This window comes from Pseudomonas simiae (genome assembly GCF_000934565.1).
GTDB lineage: Bacteria > Pseudomonadota > Gammaproteobacteria > Pseudomonadales > Pseudomonadaceae > Aquipseudomonas > Aquipseudomonas simiae.
On sequence record NZ_CP010896.1, the window covers coordinates 4575898 to 4596172 of the forward strand.

A 20275-nucleotide genomic window follows, 5' to 3' on the forward strand; every position below is an offset into this window, starting at 1 on the left:
CGGTAACGCAGTCCCCCTGTGGGAGCGGGCTTGCTCGCGAATGCCGCGTATCAGTCGCCAAATGGAGTGGCTGGTCTACCGCATTCGCGAGCAAGCCCGCTCCCACATTGGCCTGCGGCGGTCTCAAGCACGCAAGCGCTCGGCTTCCACCCGGTCCCTGCCCGCCTGCTTGGCCACGTACACGGCCGAGTCGGCGCGCAACAGCAGCCCGTCGATGCCTTCATCGACCCGCCAACTGGCCACGCCAAAGCTGGCAGTGACGATACCGACTGGGTCCATCGGCGCACCGCGCAGCGACGCCCATAATTCCATGGCCAGGCTGTAGGCCTGTTCGCCATCGGTGTGCGGGCACAGCACCATGAATTCCTCGCCGCCCAGGCGACAGAACACGTCGGTGCGGCGCAGGCGCTGGCTGATGCGCCTGCACAGTTCCTGCAATACACCATCGCCGACGGCGTGCCCGTGCTGGTCGTTGATGCGTTTGAAGTGATCGATATCAAGCATGATCACCGACAAGTTTCCCGAAGTGCGGTTGAGCCTTACCATCTCCGCCTTGAGACGATCCTGGAAATAGCGTCGGTTATGGATTCCGGTCAGGGAGTCGGTGATGGAGAGCGCACGCAGTTCTTCTTCCACCCGCTTAAGATCGGAAATATCCGACACGTACCCATGCCACAACGTACCGCCTGCTGGTAACTCTTCCGGAGTCGCTTCACCCCGAATCCAACGCAGGCCCCGTTGCGGCAACACCACGCGGTATTCCTCGCGCCAATGGCTCAACTGCAACGCTGACAAGCGGATCGAAGCACGCACCCGCTCCGCATCCAACGGATGGATACGCTCGAAGACCCGCTTCGCATCCTGCTGCAATATATTGGGTTCGATTTCATAGATGTCGCGCATGCCGTCGCTGGCATAGATGAATTTCCAGTTGTCCTGGGGTTCCAGGGTGAACTGGAAGATCCCTCCGGGCACATGGGCGCTGAGTTTTTTGAGCAGGCGGTCGCGGGCCGCCAATGCCTCGTAGGCACGTTTCTGTTCGGTGATGTCCAGGTAAATTGCCAGGTGGCCGATCCATAAACCATGGTCGTCCAGCAACACCGTGGCCAGCATGTTGACGGTCAACTGGCTGCCATCCTCGCGGATCAGGGTCCACTCGTGGGCTTCATGCAGGTTGTCAGGGCTTTCCACCAGCATGGCTTGGCTCGCCGGGATGCGCTTGCCCAACGCCATACTCAGGCTCGCCGAGCGCGCTTCCAGCTCCGCCGCCACGTGCAGGCTTTCCAGGGTGTGCGTGCCCACCACTTGCTCGGCCTTGAAGCCCAGCATCTGCTCGGCACCGGCGTTGAAGGTATTGATGACGCCGCGCAGGTCGGTGGCAATGATCGCCACCTGGGTCGCGGCATTCAGCACGCTGCGCAATTGGCCATGGGCGCCGCGCAACTCCTGCTCGCGCAGGCGCAACTGGGCAGTGCGCTGCTCCACCAGCTTCAATGCGCGCTGACGCTGGCTCACCAGCACATAGAGCAAAGCACTGAGGAGCAGGCTCAGCAGGCCGCCCATGAACAGGATCGTGTTCAGCGAGGAGTGGTTGGCATGGTCGAATACCTGGCTCGGGCGCAGATTCAAGGCATACACGTGGTCACCCAGCGTCAGACGACGTGCGCCGACAAGGTCGCTGTCGCCCACCACATTGCTGGACTCGAAGAGCACGCGCTTCTGCAGGTCGGACGTGTCGATGATCTGCATCACCAGGTTGTCCCGGTCCGGCTTGGGCAAACCGTCGGCCACCAGCTGGCGTATGCTGATCACGGCCATCACATAACCAAAGGGCTCGTGCTGGGACTGATCAGAAGTGCCCAGGTGGCTGACCGGCGCCACCAGTAAAACCCCAGTGGCATAGACCGGCTCCACCCCCACCAATTGCATGGGCTGGGACACCGCCAGCCTGCCGGTCTTTTGTGCACGCTCAAGGGTTGAACGCCGCAGGGGCTGGGCCAGAAGATCAAAGCCGAAGGGCGCGCCCAACAAGCTTTGAGTCTGGCTGTACAACACCGGTACGTATTCGTCGCGCTCGGGCGCTGGGGCCAGCTCACCGGCCGAATTCAACTCACGGATGACAAAGGGTGTGCCGAGCTGGCTGGATACGTCTTGCTCGAACTGGCTGCGCTGTTCGCGATACACCCGTGGCGCCCAGGAGTAAGCGCGGGCACGCAGCAACAGGGGCTGGGCAAACCCGTCGAATTCTTCGCGGGACACAGTGTCGGAGTTGACGAAGAAGCGCCGCAGGCTGTTCAGCCGTTGCTCCTGGTCTTCGAAACGTTCCTGCAGGCGGGTGTAGCGCTCATTGACCAGCAACTGAAAGCGCTGGCGCACCTGCTGCTGATAGAGGTCGGAAGCTGCCCAGGCGACAATCGCCGTCAAGGTAAACCCTGCCAGTAACACCACTATTGCCACCAGCCAAGCCGACGCCTGCTCACTGATAAAGCCTAGGATTTTCGGGCGGACGGCTTGCAACGGCATAGGCAACACTCACAACGCCAGCGTGCGGGGGTGTCACTTTGGCTGGACCTTAAGTTATAGCCATCAGCCCCGTATTTGACCAGCCAAAAGAACTGTAGGAGCGAGCTTGCTCGCGAATAACTTGAAGACGCCGCGTTTATTCATGAAAACGCGTCGACAGTGAGTTTTTCGCGAGCAAGCTCGCTCCTACAGGGGGCGATCAGCGTGCGGTGATTTTCCATGCCCGATGGATCTTCGCATTGCGCGCAAAATCCGGGTCGATGGTCTTGTCGCTGATTTCCTCGACCGCATAACGTTCGCTGAGGTTGTCCTCCAGCGCGAACTTGCGGAAGTTGTTCGAGAAATACAGCACGCCGCCCGGTGCCAGGCGGGCCATGGCCAGGTCGAGCAACTGCACGTGGTCTCGTTGCACGTCGAAGATGCCTTCCATGCGCTTGGAGTTGGAGAAGGTCGGCGGGTCGATGAAGATCAGGTCGAACTCATCGCGGCTGGCCTCCAGCCACGCCATCACGTCACCCTGCTCCAGGCGGTTCTTGTCGGAGAAACCGTTGAGAGAGAAGTTGCGACGCGCCCAGTCCAGGTAGGTCTTGGACAGGTCGACACTGGTGGTGCTGCGTGCACCGCCCTTGGCCGCGTGCACACTGGCGGTCGCGGTGTAGCAGTACAGGTTGAGGAAACGCTTGCCGGCCGCTTCTTTCTGGATGCGCAGGCGCATCGGACGGTGGTCGAGGAACAGGCCGGTGTCCAGGTAGTCGGTGAGGTTGACCAGCAACTTCACGCCGCCTTCGCTGACTTCAGTGAACTTGCCCTGCGCACTCTGACGCTCGTACTGCTTGGTACCGCTCTGACGCTCGCGACGCTTGACCACCACGCGGCTCTTGTCGATGTTCAGCGCTTGGGGAATCGCCGCCAAGGCATCGAACATGCGTGCGGAGGCTTTTTCCGGATCGATGGATTTCGGCGCCGCGTATTCCTGCACGTGCACCCAATCGTGGTACAGGTCGATCGCCATGGAGTATTCCGGCATGTCGGCGTCGTACACACGGTAGCAATCCACGCCTTCGCGCTTGGCCCACTTGCCTAGCAGCTTCAGATTTTTTTGCAGGCGGTTGGCAAACATCTGCCCGCCCTCGCTCAGGCGCGCCTGCTCGACGACAGGGGCCGGTGCGGGTTTGATCGGGTTGCCGTTCTTGTTGTACTGGCGCTCCTGCGGCTCAGCCGGGGCTTGGTCGTAAGCGGCTTGCTCACGCTCAGCCTGGCGCTGCTCCGGGGTGCGACGCTCGCCAGTGACGAATTGGTCCGGATTGACCTTGATCAGCAGCAGCTTGCACGGCAACGCGCCGTTCCAGAACGAATACTGTTTGTGGCTGCGGATGCCCATGCGCTTGCCCAGGTCCGGCGCGCCAGTGAACACCGCCGCCTCCCAGCCCATGCACGCCTGGCGCAGACGCTCGCCGAGGTTCTGGTAGAGGTACAACAGGCTGGCTTCGTCACCCAGACGCTCGCCATAAGGCGGGTTACAGATGACCAGGCCTTTCTGGTTCTGGTCCGGGCGTGGCTCGAAGGTGCCGACTTCGCCCTGGTACACCTTGATCCAATGGCTTAAGCCTGCGCGCTCGATGTTGTTGCGCGCAGGTTGGATCAGCCGTGGGTCGGCTTCGTAGCCACGGATCCACAGCGGCGGCTTGTTCATGCCGACGGCGGCGCGTTCAGCCGCTTCCGCGTGCAGTTTCTTCCACAGCGCCGGGACGTGCCCAAGCCAGGTGGTGAAGCCCCACAGTTCACGATTCAGGTTGGGCGCCATGTCGGCGGCGATCATTGCGCCTTCCACCAGGAAGGTGCCCACGCCGCACATCGGGTCGCTCAGCGCGCCGCCTTCAGCAGCAATGCGCGGCCAGCCGGCACGGATCAGGATCGCGGCCGCCAGGTTTTCCTTCAACGGTGCAGCACCCTGCTGCAAACGATAACCACGCTGGTGCAGGCTGTGGCCGGACAGGTCGAGGGACAGGATCGCTTCGCCACGGTCCAGGCGCAGGTGGATGCGCAGGTCCGGGTTGATCTTGTCGATGGACGGGCGTTCGCCGGTCGGCGTACGCAGCTTGTCGACGATCGCATCCTTGACCTTCAGCGCGCCGAAGTGGGTGTTGTCGATGCCCGAGCCGTGGCCGCTGAATTCAACCGCCAGGGTACCGTCCGGCACCATATGGTCGGCCCACTCGATGTCCAGGACGCCGTGGTAGAGGTCTTCGGCGTCCTTCATCGGGAAGCGCTTGAGTACCAGCAGCACGCGGTTGGCAAGGCGCGACCAGAGGCACAGGCGGTAGGCGGTTTCCATGTCGGCCATGCCGCGCACGGCCGAGGTGTGCTCACGGGCTTCCTCAAGGCCAAGCCCGACGGCTTCCTCGATCAGCAGGCCTTCGAGGCCCTTGGGGCAGGTGAGGAAGAGTTCAAAACGGTCCGACATGGGGCATTCCAGGCTTTTCAGCAATAAATGAACGGGCGACGCATCGCCGGCTCGGTTTTCAATCAAGCACTTTTCTTGAAGAGTGCTCGCGTGGCACGAATGTGCCGTCCCACCCCTTTCCAACAGGCGCTTGGGCCTTTATTGACGGGGCAGATAAACAATTAGCCGTAACAAAAAGAAATATTCCGACCCTTCGTCGAATAATAACCGACTGCAACGGGCGGGTATTCTCACTAAAGGATTAAACCCATCCTCTATGCAGGGTGCATCATAGCTGGCTTTGCCCAACAAATGGGGCGAAAAGCCATCCCAGCTTATGGCTATAGCATCGTTATCGTTACGTGCTTATGACAAAACGATCATTGAATCCATGTGACCTATTGGTTAGAACTCAACACAGGTTGGCGCCGTAACGACGCCGACACTCAGGCTCGCCACGCCGGCAGCGAGCCCACCAACGGCAGAAAAACTCTGCCCGGCCTCAGACGAGACCGAAGGATATCAAGACAGTCAACAAGTGAGGGAAACACCCTATGAGAAGACTTAAGCGTGATCCGTTGGAAAGAGCATTTTTACGCGGATATCAATATGGCGTTCATGGCAAATCCCGTGAGCTTTGCCCATTTACTCTACCGTCGGTACGCCAAGCCTGGATCAACGGCTGGCGAGAAGGACGCGGCGACAACTGGGACGGTATGACTGGCACTGCGGGCATCCACAGACTCAACGAACTTCACGCCGTCGGCTAATCAAGGGCAATTAATTCCGACATCACCACTTCTGAATATGTAACGACTTACCATGCACGCCCCATCCGGGCGGCGGGCTTCGGCCCAGGGGGCTCCTTAATGGAGCCCTTTTTATTGGCTGGAGAATAATCTGTGTGGGAGCGGGCTCACGAAAGCGGTGGGTCAGCCAGCCTATCTGTTACTGAATCACCGCTTTCGCGAACACGACCACTCCGACATGAGAAGCATCAGCGCAGGGCGGCAATCGCATCCACCGACTGGCGGATCAGGGCCGGCCCTTTGTAAATGAAACCGGAGTACAACTGCACCAGGCTGGCACCCGCGGCGATCTTCTCGGCCGCGTGCCTACCTTCGGTGATGCCACCGGCGGCGATGATCGGCAAGCGTCCAGCCAGTTCGGCGGCCAGCACCTTGACGATATGAGTGCTTTGCTCGCGCACCGGAGCACCCGACAGACCGCCCGCCTCGTCACCATGGGCCAGGCCTTCGACACCTACGCGGCTGAGGGTGGTGTTGGTCGCAATCACCGCGTCCATGCCCGAATCCACCAGGGCCTGGGCGACCAATACGGTTTCTTCGTCGCTCATGTCCGGGGCAATCTTGATGGCCAGCGGCACGCGCTTGCCATGGCGCACGGCCAGGTCTTCCTGGCGCTGACGCAGGGCTTCGAGCAGTTGCTTGAGCGAGTCCCCGAACTGCAGGCTGCGCAGGCCCGGGGTGTTGGGTGAGCTGACGTTGACCGTGACGTAGCTGGCGTGGGCGTAGACTTTGTCCAGGCAGATCAGGTAATCGTCGACGGCACGCTCGACCGGCGTATCGAAGTTCTTGCCGATATTGATACCGAGGATGCCCTTGTACTTCGCCGCCTGAACCCGCGACAGCAGATGATCAACGCCCAGGTTGTTGAAGCCCATGCGGTTGATGATCGCCTCGGCTTCCGGCAGGCGGAAAATGCGCGGCTTGGGGTTGCCCGGCTGCGGTCGCGGGGTCACGGTGCCGATTTCGACGAAACCGAAACCCAGCTGTGCAAAGCCATCGATGGCCGCGCCGTTTTTATCCAGGCCAGCCGCCAACCCGACCGGGTTGGGGAAATCGAGCCCCATCACCGAGACCGGCATTTTCGCCGGTGCCTTGCATACCAGGCCATTGAGCCCCAGGCGTCCACCGGCACCGATCAGGTCCAAGGACAGATCGTGGGAAGTTTCCGGGGAGAGTTTGAACAACAGCTGGCGGGCCAGGGTATACATGGGTGGGCTAGACTCGAAGGCGGCGAAAGGTGGCGGCGATTATAGCCGGGGTGAGAGGGCACGCGCGAGGCGTGAACCTCAATGTCAGTAACGGTGCGCGACCAACTGCTCGTAATACGCCCAGATTTTCTGTGCATATTGCAGGCGCAGCGCCTCACGCTCGGGCCCGCCGCCTGTTCCCACGTTATAGGAACCCACAGCTGTCCAGTTGTAACCAAAACGCTGAATGAACTCGGCCAGGATCGAAGCCCCCACCTCAACCGACAAGCATGGCTCATTGATCAAGCGGTCCTCGGTAATACCTTGCTTGAGCAGACGTGGCAGATGAATGCTGTTGATCTGCATCAGCCCGATGTCCCGGGTGCCATTACGGTTGGCATGATTCATCGCTTGCGCACGATTACCCGACTCCACGACGGCGATTGCTTGCAGCAACTCCGGCTCGATTTGGTAGTGGCTGGCGGCCTCCTCCCAGCAGTAGGCCAACGCCTGATTACTGACTATCACAGCGCCCAGCAACAAGCCCTTCCTCCAGAACCTAGCCACGTTTCAACACACCCTGGCTGACGTGGCCGCAGGCCGAACACACTTGTTCCGCACAACCCGACACTGTGCTCACCGGACAGATAAAGCGATACCCCCGGCCGTAGATCGTCTTGATAAACCCCTTGTCGGCACCGAGGTACTTGCGCAGCGAATAAATGCAGCGCGTCAACGATTCCTCGGCAACCTCCCCCTGCGGCCAGCCCAGTTCCAGCAAGCGATCCTTGGTCATCAAGGCACCACCAGACACCAACAATAGCCGCAACACCTGCCATTCCTTAGGGGGTAACTGCACATCCGACCCTTCACCCGTCAGGCGACCGTGGTCATGCAGCTTCCAACGCGCAAAAACCAGGGTAGTCGTCGCCCCTCCATCATCCTTGACAGCCATTGCTACCCCGACCTCCGACTAATGACATTGACGTCCTCATTCCAATCACTGGCCCATGTGCCCATGTCACCACTGTAAAAACCTGCCTCATGGCTCGCCCTAGGAAAAAACCCATACATCAGGCGGCGTTTGAAAAAGCACTGTAGGAGGTTTCGCTACCCTGCTCCTCCAGGCAGCCACGTCTGATACACCTCATGCAGTTCAACCCCTAGCCGGTCCTCTAACTGCACCAACTCGCCCAACGCCAGCAATTGCCCATTCACCCGAACCTCCACGCAGTGGATGATCTCTGGCATCAACGGCAACACCTTTCCGGGCGCAAAGGCTGCCAGGCGCCTGCGGCTGATCAGTTGTTCCTGTAGAAGAATTTCCAGATGCATGGGTTAACACCTTGTTTACGGTGAGACATCGCGCTGCGGCCTTACAAACGCACGCTGGACACGCTCATATTGCGCCGCAGTCATGGGCGGTGGTCCTCCCGCCTCTTCCAGCCCCTTCGACTCACTACCCACCGCCGTGGCCTGGATCACAAACAGGCGCGCCTGGGCCGGACGACCAGCCCCCCGCCCTTCTGATTCCCGTTGAAACGCCCCCAGCCACAGGCGCCTGGCCTGAGGCACTCGGACCACGCTGTTGATGCCGACTTGCCTCACCGCCGCGTTTTTCTCACGCTGGCTCGCCTCACTCATCAGGCGCCCTTCTTCCACCTCAAGACGCATCTCGATCTGGTTAGCCTCGACAAAACGCGGCAGTACGCTGACCTGGGTGCCATAACGCAGCGGTTTCCAGTCAGCGCGATCATCTCCGCGGGGTGGCAGGTAAAACGTATGATTGTCCTGGAACACCGCCGGCACATTCTCCTGAGTGAGGATCACCGGCAATGTCGTTACCTTCGCTCGTCGACGGCGCTCCAATGCACCGACCTTTGCCATAAGGTGGCTATCGTCCAAAGGAGCCAGGACTCGCGTGGTCGACGCCTTCGTTTCTTCGTCCCAGGCCAGGCCCAGCTTCTTCAATTCTTCGCGCTCAACATCCACCAGCCACAGCGAGACCTCGATCGCTCGCTTGGGGATGTCGAGTTCCGCCACCAGTTTCTGGATGAAGCTCACCTGGGCCGGCTTGCCCTTGATCAACAAGCTGTTGCTATCCGGGTAAGCGATCACGCCGAGGCTCTTGTCCGAGAGCAACCCCTTGTGTTCGCCGGCCAGGAAGGTTTCGATCATCGACGCCATCCCCGGCACGGTGACCGGGTTAGCGCGCGTACCGTACTGCCGGTCTGCCACATCGGTATTGAGCACCTGGACGACGGCAAAGGACTGAGCGCCTACCCGCAACTCCGCTCTTTGCCGGTCCATCAACTGGGCCAGACGCAGCACCTGATCGATGTAATTCGGTGGACCGGACACATAGAACGTGCGCGCTCCGCTTTCCCGCAAGGGATAGCGTGACTCATCGAGGCCCGAGCGGCGCATGAGGCTACGCAGCCTGTCGACGGAAATGTGTCGCAAGGTGACCGCAGAGTTTTTGGCTTCGCCCGCGTCATAGACGTACAGCGCCTGCCCGTCGCTGTACCAGATCAACCCTTGTTGAAGTGCAAGCGCCTCCAGGGTCTGTTGTGGCGCATTGAAATCCAGGGCGGCGCTGAGACGTTTGCGTGCGACTTCGCGACTGACGACGATGGGTAACCCCAGTGGCTCCGAGAGTGCGGTGAGCACCGTGTACAGACTTTCGTCCTGAGCCTGGTAAAGCGTGCCCCAGGCCAGCGCACTTCCCAGCAACAGCGCAGAAAACAGCATCCAACGGCAGTACCGGCGGAAGGAAATCGTCGCGAGAAAGTCGGCGTGCACCGTGGGGAGTTCCTGGGTGATCGGGCATTGAAGGTGTGGCCATACTGAGAGCCCGCCCGCTTTCAATCTTGATGAAAAGTTGATGACTTTCCAGGCCCACTCACCCGTGGCATGTGCCTTGCTATGAACTCTGTATCAGAGCACGCGCCAATGGCGGAGCGAGCTTACGGACAAAGGCGTCGTTACCCGCATTGGCTTACACCGCCATCTGAGGGAACGACGCTTTTTTTTGAAAGAAAAGGTAGGTGTTGATGAACGATTCGGATGGCAACAGCCCGATGAATGACCCGCTGGCCTGGGTCAACGGCAGTGATGCACCGGAAAAAAGCAGTCTCGACCTGGGCTTCATGGCCTTGAGCGACTGCGCCTCAATGGTGGTGGCAGCCACCCAGGGCTTCGCTCAACCCTACGGCCTGACCTTGAACCTCAAGCGCCAAACGTCCTGGGCCAACCTGCGCGACAAACTGGTCAGCGGCGAGCTGGACGCCGCCCACAGCCTGTACGGGCTGATCTACGCCGTGCACTTGGGCATCGGCGGTGTCGCCCCCACCGACATGGCCGTGCTGATGGGGCTCAACCAGAACGGCCAGAGCATCAACCTGTCCCGCGGCTTGCAGCAACAAGGGGTGATCACTCCTGAGGCACTGGATCGCCACGTGCACCAAAGCCGAACAAAACTGACCTTCGCCCAGACGTTTCCCACAGGCACCCACGCCATGTGGTTGTATTACTGGCTGGCGAGCCAGGGCATTCACCCGTTGCAGGACGTGGACAGCGTGGTGGTCCCGCCGCCGCAAATGGTTGCGCACCTGCAAGCCGGACGCATCGATGGTTTTTGTGTCGGCGAGCCCTGGTGCGCCAGCGCGGTAAAGCAGAACCAAGGGTTTACCCTGGCGACGACCCAGGCGATCTGGCCGGATCATCCGGAAAAGGTGCTCGGCTGCACTCAGGCTTTCGTGGACCAGTATCCCAACACTGCACGCGTGCTGGTGATGGCGATCCTGGAGGCCAGCCGCTTTATCGAAGAAAGCAGCGAAAACCGCCGCTCCACCGCGCAATTGCTCAGTGGCCGCGAATACCTCGACGCCCCGCTTGACTGCATCGAGCCGCGCCTGCTGGGGACCTATGACGACGGCCTGGGCAATCACTGGCAGGATCCCCACGCGCTGCGATTTTTTGCCGACGGTGAAGTGAACCTGCCCTACCTCTCTGATGGCATGTGGTTCATGACCCAGTTCCGGCGGTGGGGTCTGTTGCGCGAAGACCCCGACTACCTCGGCGTTGCGCGCCAGGTGCAGCAACTGCCGCTGTATCGCCAGGCCGCCGCTGCGCTGGGTATCGCCACAAAACACCCGGACATGCGCAGCAGCCAATTGATCGACGGCAAAGTCTGGGACGGCTCCGACCCCGCCGGCTATGCCCGCAGCTTCCGCCTGCACGCCCTGGCCGATACCACCCACCGCCAAGCCTTGCGCTGACAGGAGGACGTCCATGCTGCGAATCCTGCTGATCAACGACACGCCGCGCAAAGTAGGCCGACTCAGGACTGCGCTGATCGAAGCCGGTTTTGACGTCATCGATGAGTCGGGCCTGACCATCGACCTGCCCGCGCGCGTCGAAACGGTGCGCCCGGATGTGATCCTGATCGATACCGAGTCACCGGGCCGCGATGTAATGGAGCAAGTGGTGCTGGTCAGTCGTGACCAACCCCGGCCTATCGTGATGTTCACCGACGAACACGACCCGAACGTGATGCGCCAGGCGATCAAGTCCGGCGTCAGCGCCTATATCGTCGAAGGCATCCAGGCCCAGCGCCTGCAGCCGATCCTTGACGTGGCCATGGCCCGATTCGAAAGCGATCAGGCCTTGCGCGCGCAGCTCCAGGCGCGGGACCAACAGTTGGCCGAGCGCAAGCGCATCGAGTTGGCCAAGGGCATGCTGATGAAAATGAAGGACTGCAATGAGGAAGAGGCCTACACCCTGATGCGCCGCCAAGCCATGAGCCGCCAGCAGAAACTGATTCAGGTGGCAGAGCAGATTATCGCCATGAGTGAGCTGCTTGGCTGATGTGGCGCAGCTCTTGCTAAGGATTGATCACAGGTAGCCAACGGCGGTTGCCCCTCCACGACAAAGACGTCGCACACCCGGTTTGCTCACGCGAACCCGGTGGCGGCGTTTTTTCGTTTTGGCCTTCTTACAAGACTCCCAACCGTTGAGGTGCGTGATGAAATCAAGCTTCTGGAAATCCGGGCACACCCCGACCCTGTTTGCCGCGTTCCTGTATTTCGACCTGAGCTTTATGGTCTGGTACCTGCTGGGCCCACTGGCCGTGCAGATTGCCGCCGACCTGCACCTGACCACTCAACAACGCGGCCTGGTGGTCGCTACACCGATTCTCGCGGGCGCGGTGTTGCGCTTTCTGATGGGCATGCTGGCGGATAAGCTGTCGCCGAAGACGGCCGGCCTGATTGGCCAGGTGATTGTCATCTGCGCCCTGTTCGGCGCCTGGAAACTTGGGATCCACAGCTACGAACAAGCGCTGTTGCTGGGCTTGTTTCTCGGCATGGCCGGTGCATCGTTTGCGGTCGCACTGCCGCTGGCCTCCCAATGGTATCCAGCGGAACACCAGGGCAAAGCCATGGGCATCGCGGGCGCGGGCAACTCCGGCACGGTGTTCGCCGCGTTGCTGGCACCGGTATTGGCGGCCGCCTTTGGCTGGAGCAACGTGTTCGGCTTCGCGCTGATCCCCTTGGTGCTGACCCTGATTGTCTTTGCCTGGCTGGCGCGCAATGCACCAGAACGGCCGAAGGCGAAGTCCATGGCCGACTACTTCAAGGCCCTGGGCGACCGTGACAGCTGGTGGTTCATGTTTTTCTACAGCGTTACCTTTGGGGGCTTTATCGGCCTGGCCAGCGCCCTGCCCGGTTATTTCAACGACCAATACGGCCTGAGCCCGGTGACCGCTGGTTACTACACCGCCGCCTGTGTCTTTGGCGGTAGCCTGATGCGCCCACTGGGCGGCGCGCTGGCGGACCGCTTCGGCGGGATCCGTACGCTGCTGGGCATGTACAGCGTGGCGGCGATCTGTATCGCAGCGGTGGGTTTCAACCTACCGAGTCCCGTTGCGGCGCTCGCGCTCTTCGTCTGCACCATGCTGGGTCTCGGCGCAGGAAACGGCGCAGTGTTCCAACTCGTGCCGCAGCGTTTCCGCCGTGAAATCGGCGTGATGACCGGCCTGATCGGCATGGCCGGCGGTATCGGCGGCTTTGCCTTGGCGGCGGGCATGGGTGCGATCAAGCAAAGCACCGGCAGCTATCAGCTGGCGTTGTGGTTGTTCGCCAGCCTGGGCGTGCTGGCCTGGTTCGGCCTGCACGGCGTGAAGCGTCGCTGGAGAACCACCTGGGGCTCGGCTGCCGTCACGGCTGCGCGGGTCTGATGAGCCTGCAACTGAGCGTCGCCCAGGCCAGTGCCATCGGGCCACGGACGGAAAATCAGGACGCACTGCGGGTGGTCACGCCTGTGGCCGAACTGGCGGCGAGCAAAGGCTACTTATGTGCCATCGCCGATGGGGTGAGCCAGTGCGCCGACGGCGGCCTGGCTGCGCGCTCGACCTTGCAGGCGCTGGCCCTGGACTACTACGCCACGCCGCAAACCTGGGGCGTGGCCCAGGCCCTGGAGCGGTTGCTACTGGCACAGAATCGCTGGCTGCAAGCCAATGGCGGTGGCCAGCCTCTGTTGACCACCCTGAGTGCGCTGGTGTTTCGCGGCCAGCGTTTTACCCTGGCGCATGTCGGCGATTGTCGGGCGTATCGTTGGTTCGCTGGCCAATTACAGCGCATCACCGAGGATCACGTGTGGGAGCAACCGGGCATGCAGCACGTGCTCAAGCGCGCCCTTGGCCTGGATCAGCATCTGGTGGTGGATTTTCTCGACGGTCAGCTGCGTGAAGGCGAATGTTTCCTGTTGGTCAGTGATGGCGTGTGGGCAACCCTGGGTGATCCCAGTATCCAGACGATTTTGCGCGAACAAACAGACATGGAATTGGCGGTCAACACCCTGGTGAATGCCGCGCACCTGGCAGGCAGCCAGGACAATGCCAGCGCGCTGCTCGTGCGTATCGACGCCCTCGGCGCAGCCACCCTCGGCGATGCGCTGGTGCAGTTGCAGCAATGGCCACTGCCGCCCTTGTTGAAAGCCGGGCAACACTTTGAAGGCTGGCAGGTGGAAAGCGTATTGGCGCAAAGCCGGCAGTCATTGCTCTACCGGGTGCGCGATGCCCAGCAGCAACCCTGGCTGCTGAAAACCCTGCCCTTGAGCCGCGACGATGATCACGACGCCGGCCAGGCCTTACTGTCGGAGGAATGGTTTCTGCGGCGGGTTGCGGGGCGGGCGTTCCCTGAGGTCCATGCCGGTAGCGCGCGTCAGCATTTGTATTATGTGATGCGTGAGTATTCGGGCCAGACCCTGGCCGAACTGTTCCAGCGTCAAGGCCCACTGCCCTTGGCACAATGGCAGGCAATAGCCGAACGTCTGCTGCGGGCCGTGGGCATTTTGCACCGTCGGCAGATCCTGCATCGCGACCTCAAGCCCGAAAACCTGCTGCTGGGGGAAGACGGCGAATTACGTGTGTTGGATTTCGGCCTGGCGTATTGCCCAGGCCTGTCTGAAGACCACGTCCATGCGCTGCCGGGCACGCCTAGCTTTATTGCACCTGAAGCCTTCAACGGCGAGCGCCCTACGACTCAACAGGACTTATACAGCGTAGGCGTAACCTTGTATTACCTGCTGACCGGACATTACCCCTACGGCGAAATCGAGGCCTTCCAACGGCCCCGGTTCACTCAGCCTGTCAGCGCCAGCCGCTACCGCCCCGACCTGCCGGATTGGCTTCCCCTCAGCCTGGAACGGGCCGTGGCCGCCCATCCAGCCCATCGCTATGAAACCGCCGAAGAGTGGTTGCGCGTGCTGGAACAGGCTGACCGGCAGGAACTGAGTGTCCGCCCCAAGCCATTGCTGGAGCGTGAACCCTTGAAGGTCTGGCGCACGCTGGCGCTGCTTTCGCTGTTGATCAATCTGGTGCTGTTGTACTCACTCTTTCACCGCTGATGTCATCCCTGGACGAGGAACACCCTATGAATGCAAAAGTCTGGCTGGTGGGCGCGGGTCCGGGTGACCCGGAGTTGCTGACCCTCAAGGCGGTACGCGCCCTGCGTGAGGCCGATGTGGTGCTGATCGATGACTTGGTCAACCCGGCCGTGCTGGAACATTGCACGAACGCGCGGGTGGTCACCGTGGGGAAACGCGGTGGCTGCCGGTCGACCCCGCAAGATTTCATCCACCGGCTGATGCTGCGCTATACGCGCCAGGGCAAGTGCGTGGTACGCCTCAAAGGCGGCGACCCGTGCATTTTCGGACGCGGCGGTGAAGAGGCGATGTGGTTGCGTGAACGGGGCGTCGAGGTGGAGTTGGTCAACGGCATTACCGCAGGGTTGGCAGGCGCGACGAATTGCGCGGTGCCACTGACCTTGCGCGGCGTGAGTCGGGGCGTGACGCTGGTCACGGCGCATACCCAGGACGACAGCAGCCTGAATTGGCGTGCGCTGGCAGAAGGTGGGACAACCCTGGTGGTGTACATGGGCGTGGCGAAGCTGGAGGAAATTTGCCAGCAACTGCTGGACGGCGGGATGGCGGCGGATATGCCAGTGGCGATGATCGAGAACGCATCGCTGCCCCAGCAAAGGGAATGTCGCAGCGCGCTGTGGCGTATGCACGAAGATGCACAGGCATTTGCCTTGAAAAGCCCGGCCATCCTGGTGATTGGCCGTGTTGCAGCCCCAGGCCAGGCCGCTTGCCTCGCTCAGGCCGTGAGCGCCTGAGGCAAATCACAGGCGAAAAAAAGCCCGGCCTAAGCCGGGCTTTTTTCTACCACTCAGTAATTACTGAGCTTGAGCTTCAACCGACGCTTCTACGCGACGGTTAACAGCGCGACCAGCTTCAGTTGCGTTGTCAGCAACTGGGCGGGACTCACCGTAACCTACTGCGGTGATACGGCTAGGAGCAACGCCGTCTTTAACCAGGACTTGCTTAACAGCGTCAGCACGACGCTGGGACAGCTTCTGGTTGTAAGCGTCTGGACCTACGGAGTCAGTGTGACCAGCAACTTCTACGTTGGTAGCTGGGTACTGAGCCATGAAGTCGGCCAGGTTTTTCACGTCGCCGTAGCTGTTAGGCTTAACAACGGATTTGTCGAAGTCGAACTTGACGTCCAGCTCAACACGAACAACCTGAGCAACTGGAGCTTCTGGCTCTGGAGTTGGCTCTGGAGCTGGTGCTGGGGTAGGAGCTGGAGCAACTGCGCCAGCGTTACCGCCGAAGTTCACGCCCAGGCCGACCAGTGCGGAGTAGTCCCACTTGCCGTTGTCCAGACCGTAGTCAGCTTCAACACCGGCACGAGCGTACAGGTTGTTGGTGAAGTAGTACTTCACGCCAGTACCAACGGTAGCGAAGGTAGTCTGGTCGCGACCGCTGTGGCCGTCAGCTTGAACGTTGGTACGGCTCTGGTGGCCGAAACCGCCCTCTACGTATGGACGCAGGCTGTCTACGCCAGCTTGACCGAAGTGATACTGGGCAACCAGGCTGCCGGTATCGCCTTTGATCTTCTGGTTACCAGTACCGTCGTTCGAACGGGTGTGGTTGGTCTTGTCGTAGGACAGGTTCAAGGACAGGTCGTCGGTCAGGAAGTAACCGATGCGAGCGCCAGGATTGAAGCCGTCTTCGATGTGCTTGACGCTATCGTTGTACTGCTTCTTGTAGAACAGCTCGCCTTCAACTGCGCCTTGGCCTTGTGCCAGAACGCCGAAAGAAGTAGCGGCAATAAGAGAACCAATGGCCAAGCCCAAGGTGTTTTTCAGTTTCATCCGTTAAATCCCCATCTGGTGATTGTAAAGCAGTCCCACAAACCGGGGGACAACTCGGCGACAAGTCTAACAGAACTTGCCTACACGTAAGAGATATTTGCCACGCACTAAGTTTCAGTCTCGCCCGCAAATTTCTCACGTAATTTATCAAGAGCACGTTTGTAACGCATTTTTGTAGCACTCAAACCCATGTGCATGATGTCAGCGATTTCCTGGAATTCTAGCTCTGCGACAAATCGTAGCACCAGAATTTCCCGGTCAATCGGGTTCACATACACCAACCAGCGATCAAGTCCACCCTTCTCCTCGGGTGCCGGCGCCTTTTCTTCAGACGCCTCCTCAAGGGGGTCAAGACTCAACGCGTCCATCAAGCGACGCTTTCGCCGTTCCTTCCGATACTGCGTGATGCACTCGTTGTACGTGATGCTGTATAGCCATGTCTTGAACTTCGATTTGCCCTCGAAGTTCTTCAGGCCGTACAGCACCTTGAGCATCACTTCCTGACAGACATCATCCGCATCTCTATCGTTCCCTAAATACCTTGAACAAACGTTGAACAAAGTGCGTTGATATCTGCGCATCAATTCTTCGTACGCGCGAGTTACGTGAAACAGCTCCGTGTGCGAGCGCGCGACCAACTCCTCATCAGAGAGCTCACGGGGGTCATAGCGCGTGGACAACGTTTGGGCTTTATTCAAAACAAGTCGTGCCGACAGTCAGGTCAATGTCCGCCACAACCCGGTCAGCCGGGCCAGCGGCGGCGTACATTAGCAGGGTTTGCCGGTTTAGCGGCTACTGACCTGCTGCTCCAGGAGAATCCGATTGGACAGCGACACCAGGTCTCCGTCATCGGTCAGCACCGTCGTCTTGACCGTACCGATCTCCTCAATTTGCCCTTCGACCTCGCCCACACGCACCTGTTGCCCAACCTGATATAACTCACGCACATAGATTCCCGCAAGAATCTGACCGGCAATTTCCCGGCTTCCCAAGCCCATGGCCAGCGCAACGGCCAGACCAACGGTAATCAAAACGATCACAATCACATGGTTGAGCAGGTCAGTCTTGACCTCCAACTGGCTGATCGCGACCGAAATACTGATGATGATCACCAGCCCCTGGGCGATTCGTCCCAGGCCGGCAGCATAATCCAAACCCACGCCTTCGGCAGCGCCGCGCACCAGCCCATTGGCCAGTTGCGCCAGCAAAACACCTACCAGCAATACCAGCGCGCCGCCGAAAACCTTCGGCAAATACAGCGCCAGCATGTCGAGCGTAGCTGAAACTCGCTCAAGTCCAAGCGATTGAGCCGCAGAAACCAGAAAAATCAGCAAAACAAACCAATAAACGATCTTGCCGATCAAGGTGGAGATCGGCACCTGCAACCCTGCGCGACCCAGCAGCTTGGTCAGGCCGGTGCCTGCCATCAAGCGATCCAGGCCCAGTTTTGCGAGCAATTTGGACAGCAGGGTGTCGAGCAACTTGGCCACGACAAAGCCCAGCAACACCAGCACCAGGGCACCAAACAGGTTGGGAATGAAATTCGCCACCTTGGTCCACAATGCGGTCATCGCGGTGACCAGGCTCTGGGTCCAGAGATCAAGTTCCATATTCAATCAGCCTTATCAGCAGTGCGAGCAAGAGATTTACGACGGGACACGGGCGATACATGGGCCGAACCATTGTTCAGGGCCATCATCAGCGCCGGCACCCAACGGCCGAGCAGACCGAACAGGTCACCCGCCCCCACCTGACGGTTGGCGGTTTTCAACACGCGGCCCAGGCAAGCATCGTCGTCGCGGTTGGACGGCGAGGCATTGAGCATGTCACGCAAAGACTGTTCGAACGGATCGTGCATAAAAACCTCTCGCAAGTGTTTTAAAAGACGAGGGTAAAATTATTGGGGTCACATACGCCCCTTCCTACGTTCAGGTCATATTCAGCTCAAACCCAGCGCAGTCGTCGAAAAAGCCACCATTGTCCGAGCGCCACCGAGACCATTAACAGGCACGCAACCATGAATCCATAGGGGCTGGAGGAGAACGGAATCCCCCCCACATTGATCCCCAGCAGACCGGTCAAAAAACTCATCGGCAGAAAGATCCCAGTGATGATCCCGAAGCGGTACATGGTGCGATTCATGCGCACGCTCAAACGCCGGTCTTCAGCCTCCAGCACAAGCCCCACGCGCTCTCGGGTCAATTCGAGCTCTTCCAGATAGCGGGTCAGGCTGTTGTTCAATTCGTTCCAGTAGTCGGCATCGTCGTCACAGAACCACGGCAATTTGATCCGCGTGAGCTGGGCAAAAATATCCCGTTGCGGCGCCAAAAATCGCTTCAGCCCTGCGGCTCGTCGACGGATCTGTAGAACGCTGCCATGTTCCGGGGTATACCGTTCGTCGGTATCGAGTTTTTCTTCCTCTGCGTCGACGATTTCAGACAGGTCGGAGACCAAATCCTGCACTTTATTGGTCAGGTACTGCGCCATATAAAGGATGAGTTCCGACGCGGTCTTAGGCCCCTTGCCGTCCGCCAATTGCACCAACAGCTCGTCAGTGGCGCGCAACGGCCGCAGGCGCAGGGAAATAACGCGGCTGGCGGCAGCAAAGATGCGCACCGAGACCATGTCTTCCGGCTCTGCACCGGGGTTGAGGTTGACCCCGCGCAGGAACAGCAGCAATTCGGAGTCCGGCAGCGCCAACAGGCGCGGACGGGTGTTCTCCTCCAGCAACAAGTCACAGGCAAATTCGCTCAAGCCGCTGGATTTGCGCAGCCAGGTCTGGGTTTGCGGGTGACTGCGATCCCAATGCAGCCACAGGCTTTCCTGGGGCTGCAGTTGCAATTCGTCGAGCTCAGTCCGGGCAATCGAACGCGCACCGCCTTTACCGTCCAGCACCAGGGCATGCACCAGGCCCCATTGCGCGTTTTCTTCCTCGAACATCCTTACTCCTGTCTTATTCAGGCATTTTCAGCGGGCTGGGGGAAACGATCACGCCATTGTTATCGGCGTAGATGTATTCACCCGGACGAAAGGTCACACCTGCGAACGTGACGACCACGTTCAGGTCGCCAATACCGCGCTTGTCAGTCTTCATCGGATGGCTGGCGAGGGCCTGTACGCCCAGATCTGTCTGGGCAATGACGTCAACATCACGGATGCAACCGTAGATCACCAGCCCTTCCCAGCCGTTCTTCGCCGCTTTCTCGGCGATCATATCGCCCAGCAGCGCGCGACGCAGGGAACCACCGCCGTCGACCACCAGCACCTTGCCGGCACCCGGCTGATCGGCTTGTTCCTTGACCAGGGAATTATCTTCGAAGCACTTGATGGTGACGATCTCGCCGCCGAAGGAGTCCCGGCCGCCGAAATTGCTGAACATCGGTTCGAGCACCTGCACCAGGTCTGGGTAGGCGTCGCACAGGTCGGGGGTCACGTAATGGTTCATTGAAAAATTCCTTTCTGTCAAAGAAGTGTCTTTCGAAAGAAGCGCCAGCCCAAGCAGGTGCGAAACATCCCATCCGCCTCGCCGCAACGCAATAGCCACTGCGCGACTGAATATGACCAGAAGCGTTTAACGCGTCATATCTTAGCCGC

The 20275-nt window shown here is 60.0% G+C and carries 19 protein-coding genes; 6 read left to right on the forward strand and 13 right to left on the reverse strand.

From position 1 onward, the window contains the following. Positions 1–123: 123 nt before the first annotated feature. A complete protein-coding gene (locus tag PF1751_RS20675) occupies positions 124–2523 on the reverse strand; it encodes a sensor domain-containing diguanylate cyclase (protein ID WP_021491533.1) in 2400 nt (799 codons plus the stop codon). Between the two features lie 199 nt (positions 2524–2722). Beyond that, positions 2723–4987, reverse strand: coding sequence for a bifunctional 23S rRNA (guanine(2069)-N(7))-methyltransferase RlmK/23S rRNA (guanine(2445)-N(2))-methyltransferase RlmL (gene rlmKL, locus PF1751_RS20680; protein ID WP_042571954.1), 2265 nt, complete (start codon positions 4985–4987; stop codon positions 2723–2725). 533 nt (positions 4988–5520) lie between these two features. Between rlmKL and rmf the strand changes: the two genes are divergently transcribed. Next, positions 5521–5736, forward strand: a complete 216-nt coding sequence (gene rmf / locus PF1751_RS28565; RefSeq protein WP_002553055.1) for a ribosome modulation factor — start codon at positions 5521–5523, stop codon at positions 5734–5736. Between the two features lie 227 nt (positions 5737–5963). Here rmf and PF1751_RS20685 read toward each other — a convergent pair whose 3' ends face one another. The 5 genes from PF1751_RS20685 to sctC all read right to left on the reverse strand — a co-directional run bounded on the left by PF1751_RS20685 (position 5964) and on the right by sctC (position 9764). Then, a complete protein-coding gene (locus PF1751_RS20685; RefSeq protein WP_010208511.1) occupies positions 5964–6983 on the reverse strand; it encodes a quinone-dependent dihydroorotate dehydrogenase in 1020 nt (339 codons plus the stop codon). 84 nt (positions 6984–7067) lie between these two features. Beyond that, the gene (locus tag PF1751_RS20690) at positions 7068–7529 is read right to left on the reverse strand and encodes a transglycosylase SLT domain-containing protein (protein WP_029529065.1); all 462 of its coding nucleotides are present in this window, start codon (positions 7527–7529) and stop codon (positions 7068–7070) included. Continuing rightward, the gene (locus tag PF1751_RS20695; protein ID WP_042571955.1) at positions 7522–7917 is read right to left on the reverse strand and encodes a winged helix-turn-helix domain-containing protein; all 396 of its coding nucleotides are present in this window, start codon (positions 7915–7917) and stop codon (positions 7522–7524) included. Before PF1751_RS20695 ends, PF1751_RS20690 begins: the two co-directional genes overlap by 8 nt. A 155-nt stretch (positions 7918–8072) precedes the next feature. Continuing rightward, the gene (locus PF1751_RS20700) at positions 8073–8297 is read right to left on the reverse strand and encodes a FliM/FliN family flagellar motor switch protein (protein WP_010208506.1); all 225 of its coding nucleotides are present in this window, start codon (positions 8295–8297) and stop codon (positions 8073–8075) included. A gap of 15 nt (positions 8298–8312) precedes the next feature. Continuing rightward, positions 8313–9764 carry a type III secretion system outer membrane ring subunit SctC gene (gene sctC, locus PF1751_RS20705; RefSeq protein WP_021491528.1) on the reverse strand — a complete coding sequence of 484 codons (1452 nt, stop codon included), beginning with the start codon at positions 9762–9764 and terminating at the stop codon, positions 8313–8315. Between the two features lie 251 nt (positions 9765–10015). On the opposite strand from sctC, the gene PF1751_RS20710 reads away from it, so the two are divergent. From PF1751_RS20710 to cobA, 5 genes are all read left to right on the forward strand, one after another. Beyond that, positions 10016–11242, forward strand: coding sequence for a CmpA/NrtA family ABC transporter substrate-binding protein (locus PF1751_RS20710; RefSeq protein ID WP_044287670.1), 1227 nt, complete (start codon positions 10016–10018; stop codon positions 11240–11242). 13 nt (positions 11243–11255) lie between these two features. Beyond that, the gene (locus PF1751_RS20715; RefSeq protein ID WP_010208501.1) at positions 11256–11831 is read left to right on the forward strand and encodes an ANTAR domain-containing response regulator; all 576 of its coding nucleotides are present in this window, start codon (positions 11256–11258) and stop codon (positions 11829–11831) included. Between the two features lie 157 nt (positions 11832–11988). Further along, entirely contained in the window at positions 11989–13200 is a 1212-nt protein-coding gene (locus tag PF1751_RS20720; protein ID WP_010208500.1) for a nitrate/nitrite transporter, read from the forward strand. Further along, on the forward strand, positions 13200–14870 hold the full coding sequence (locus PF1751_RS20725) for a bifunctional protein-serine/threonine kinase/phosphatase (protein WP_010208498.1): 1671 nt from the start codon (positions 13200–13202) through the stop codon (positions 14868–14870). The genes PF1751_RS20720 and PF1751_RS20725 overlap by 1 nt, the downstream gene beginning before the upstream one ends. A 26-nt stretch (positions 14871–14896) precedes the next feature. Further along, complete coding sequence (gene cobA, locus PF1751_RS20730) at positions 14897–15640, forward strand: uroporphyrinogen-III C-methyltransferase (RefSeq protein WP_010208497.1); 744 nt, start codon at positions 14897–14899, stop codon at positions 15638–15640. Positions 15641–15700: 60 nt separating this feature from the next. Here cobA and PF1751_RS20735 read toward each other — a convergent pair whose 3' ends face one another. The 6 genes from PF1751_RS20735 to rraA all read right to left on the reverse strand — a co-directional run bounded on the left by PF1751_RS20735 (position 15701) and on the right by rraA (position 20126). Continuing rightward, complete coding sequence (locus PF1751_RS20735) at positions 15701–16681, reverse strand: OmpA family protein (RefSeq protein WP_010208496.1); 981 nt, start codon at positions 16679–16681, stop codon at positions 15701–15703. Between the two features lie 107 nt (positions 16682–16788). Further along, positions 16789–17379, reverse strand: a complete 591-nt coding sequence (sigX, locus tag PF1751_RS20740) for an RNA polymerase sigma factor SigX (protein WP_010208495.1) — start codon at positions 17377–17379, stop codon at positions 16789–16791. A gap of 87 nt (positions 17380–17466) precedes the next feature. Beyond that, complete coding sequence (locus tag PF1751_RS20745; protein ID WP_003175519.1) at positions 17467–18291, reverse strand: mechanosensitive ion channel family protein; 825 nt, start codon at positions 18289–18291, stop codon at positions 17467–17469. Between the two features lie 2 nt (positions 18292–18293). Next, positions 18294–18539: a hypothetical protein gene (locus tag PF1751_RS20750; protein WP_010208493.1), complete on the reverse strand. Its 246-nt coding sequence runs from the start codon at positions 18537–18539 to the stop codon at positions 18294–18296. An 86-nt stretch (positions 18540–18625) separates the two neighbouring features. Further along, positions 18626–19621 carry a zinc transporter ZntB gene (locus PF1751_RS20755; protein ID WP_010208492.1) on the reverse strand — a complete coding sequence of 332 codons (996 nt, stop codon included), beginning with the start codon at positions 19619–19621 and terminating at the stop codon, positions 18626–18628. Positions 19622–19634: 13 nt separating this feature from the next. Further along, the gene (gene rraA, locus PF1751_RS20760; protein ID WP_010208490.1) at positions 19635–20126 is read right to left on the reverse strand and encodes a ribonuclease E activity regulator RraA; all 492 of its coding nucleotides are present in this window, start codon (positions 20124–20126) and stop codon (positions 19635–19637) included. Positions 20127–20275: the final 149 nt, after the last annotated feature.

Bases quoted from the DNA above. Each gene is read 5' to 3' on its own strand.
- PF1751_RS20685 (WP_010208511.1), bottom strand. From the start codon at position 6,983: ATGTATACCCTGGCCCGCCAGCTGTTGTTCAAACTCTCCCCGGAAACT.
- rmf (WP_002553055.1), top strand. From the start codon at position 5,521: ATGAGAAGACTTAAGCGTGATCCGTTGGAAAGAGCATTTTTACGCGGA.
- PF1751_RS20710 (WP_044287670.1), top strand. From the start codon at position 10,016: ATGAACGATTCGGATGGCAACAGCCCGATGAATGACCCGCTGGCCTGG.
- rraA (WP_010208490.1), bottom strand. From the start codon at position 20,126: ATGAACCATTACGTGACCCCCGACCTGTGCGACGCCTACCCAGACCTG.
- cobA (WP_010208497.1), top strand. From the start codon at position 14,897: ATGAATGCAAAAGTCTGGCTGGTGGGCGCGGGTCCGGGTGACCCGGAG.
- PF1751_RS20675 (WP_021491533.1), bottom strand. From the start codon at position 2,523: ATGCCGTTGCAAGCCGTCCGCCCGAAAATCCTAGGCTTTATCAGTGAG.
- PF1751_RS20700 (WP_010208506.1), bottom strand. From the start codon at position 8,297: ATGCATCTGGAAATTCTTCTACAGGAACAACTGATCAGCCGCAGGCGC.
- rlmKL (WP_042571954.1), bottom strand. From the start codon at position 4,987: ATGTCGGACCGTTTTGAACTCTTCCTCACCTGCCCCAAGGGCCTCGAA.
- PF1751_RS20750 (WP_010208493.1), bottom strand. From the start codon at position 18,539: ATGCACGATCCGTTCGAACAGTCTTTGCGTGACATGCTCAATGCCTCG.
- PF1751_RS20745 (WP_003175519.1), bottom strand. From the start codon at position 18,291: ATGGAACTTGATCTCTGGACCCAGAGCCTGGTCACCGCGATGACCGCA.
- PF1751_RS20735 (WP_010208496.1), bottom strand. From the start codon at position 16,681: ATGAAACTGAAAAACACCTTGGGCTTGGCCATTGGTTCTCTTATTGCC.
- PF1751_RS20755 (WP_010208492.1), bottom strand. From the start codon at position 19,621: ATGTTCGAGGAAGAAAACGCGCAATGGGGCCTGGTGCATGCCCTGGTG.
- PF1751_RS20725 (WP_010208498.1), top strand. From the start codon at position 13,200: ATGAGCCTGCAACTGAGCGTCGCCCAGGCCAGTGCCATCGGGCCACGG.
- PF1751_RS20720 (WP_010208500.1), top strand. From the start codon at position 11,989: ATGAAATCAAGCTTCTGGAAATCCGGGCACACCCCGACCCTGTTTGCC.
- PF1751_RS20695 (WP_042571955.1), bottom strand. From the start codon at position 7,917: ATGGCTGTCAAGGATGATGGAGGGGCGACGACTACCCTGGTTTTTGCG.
- PF1751_RS20715 (WP_010208501.1), top strand. From the start codon at position 11,256: ATGCTGCGAATCCTGCTGATCAACGACACGCCGCGCAAAGTAGGCCGA.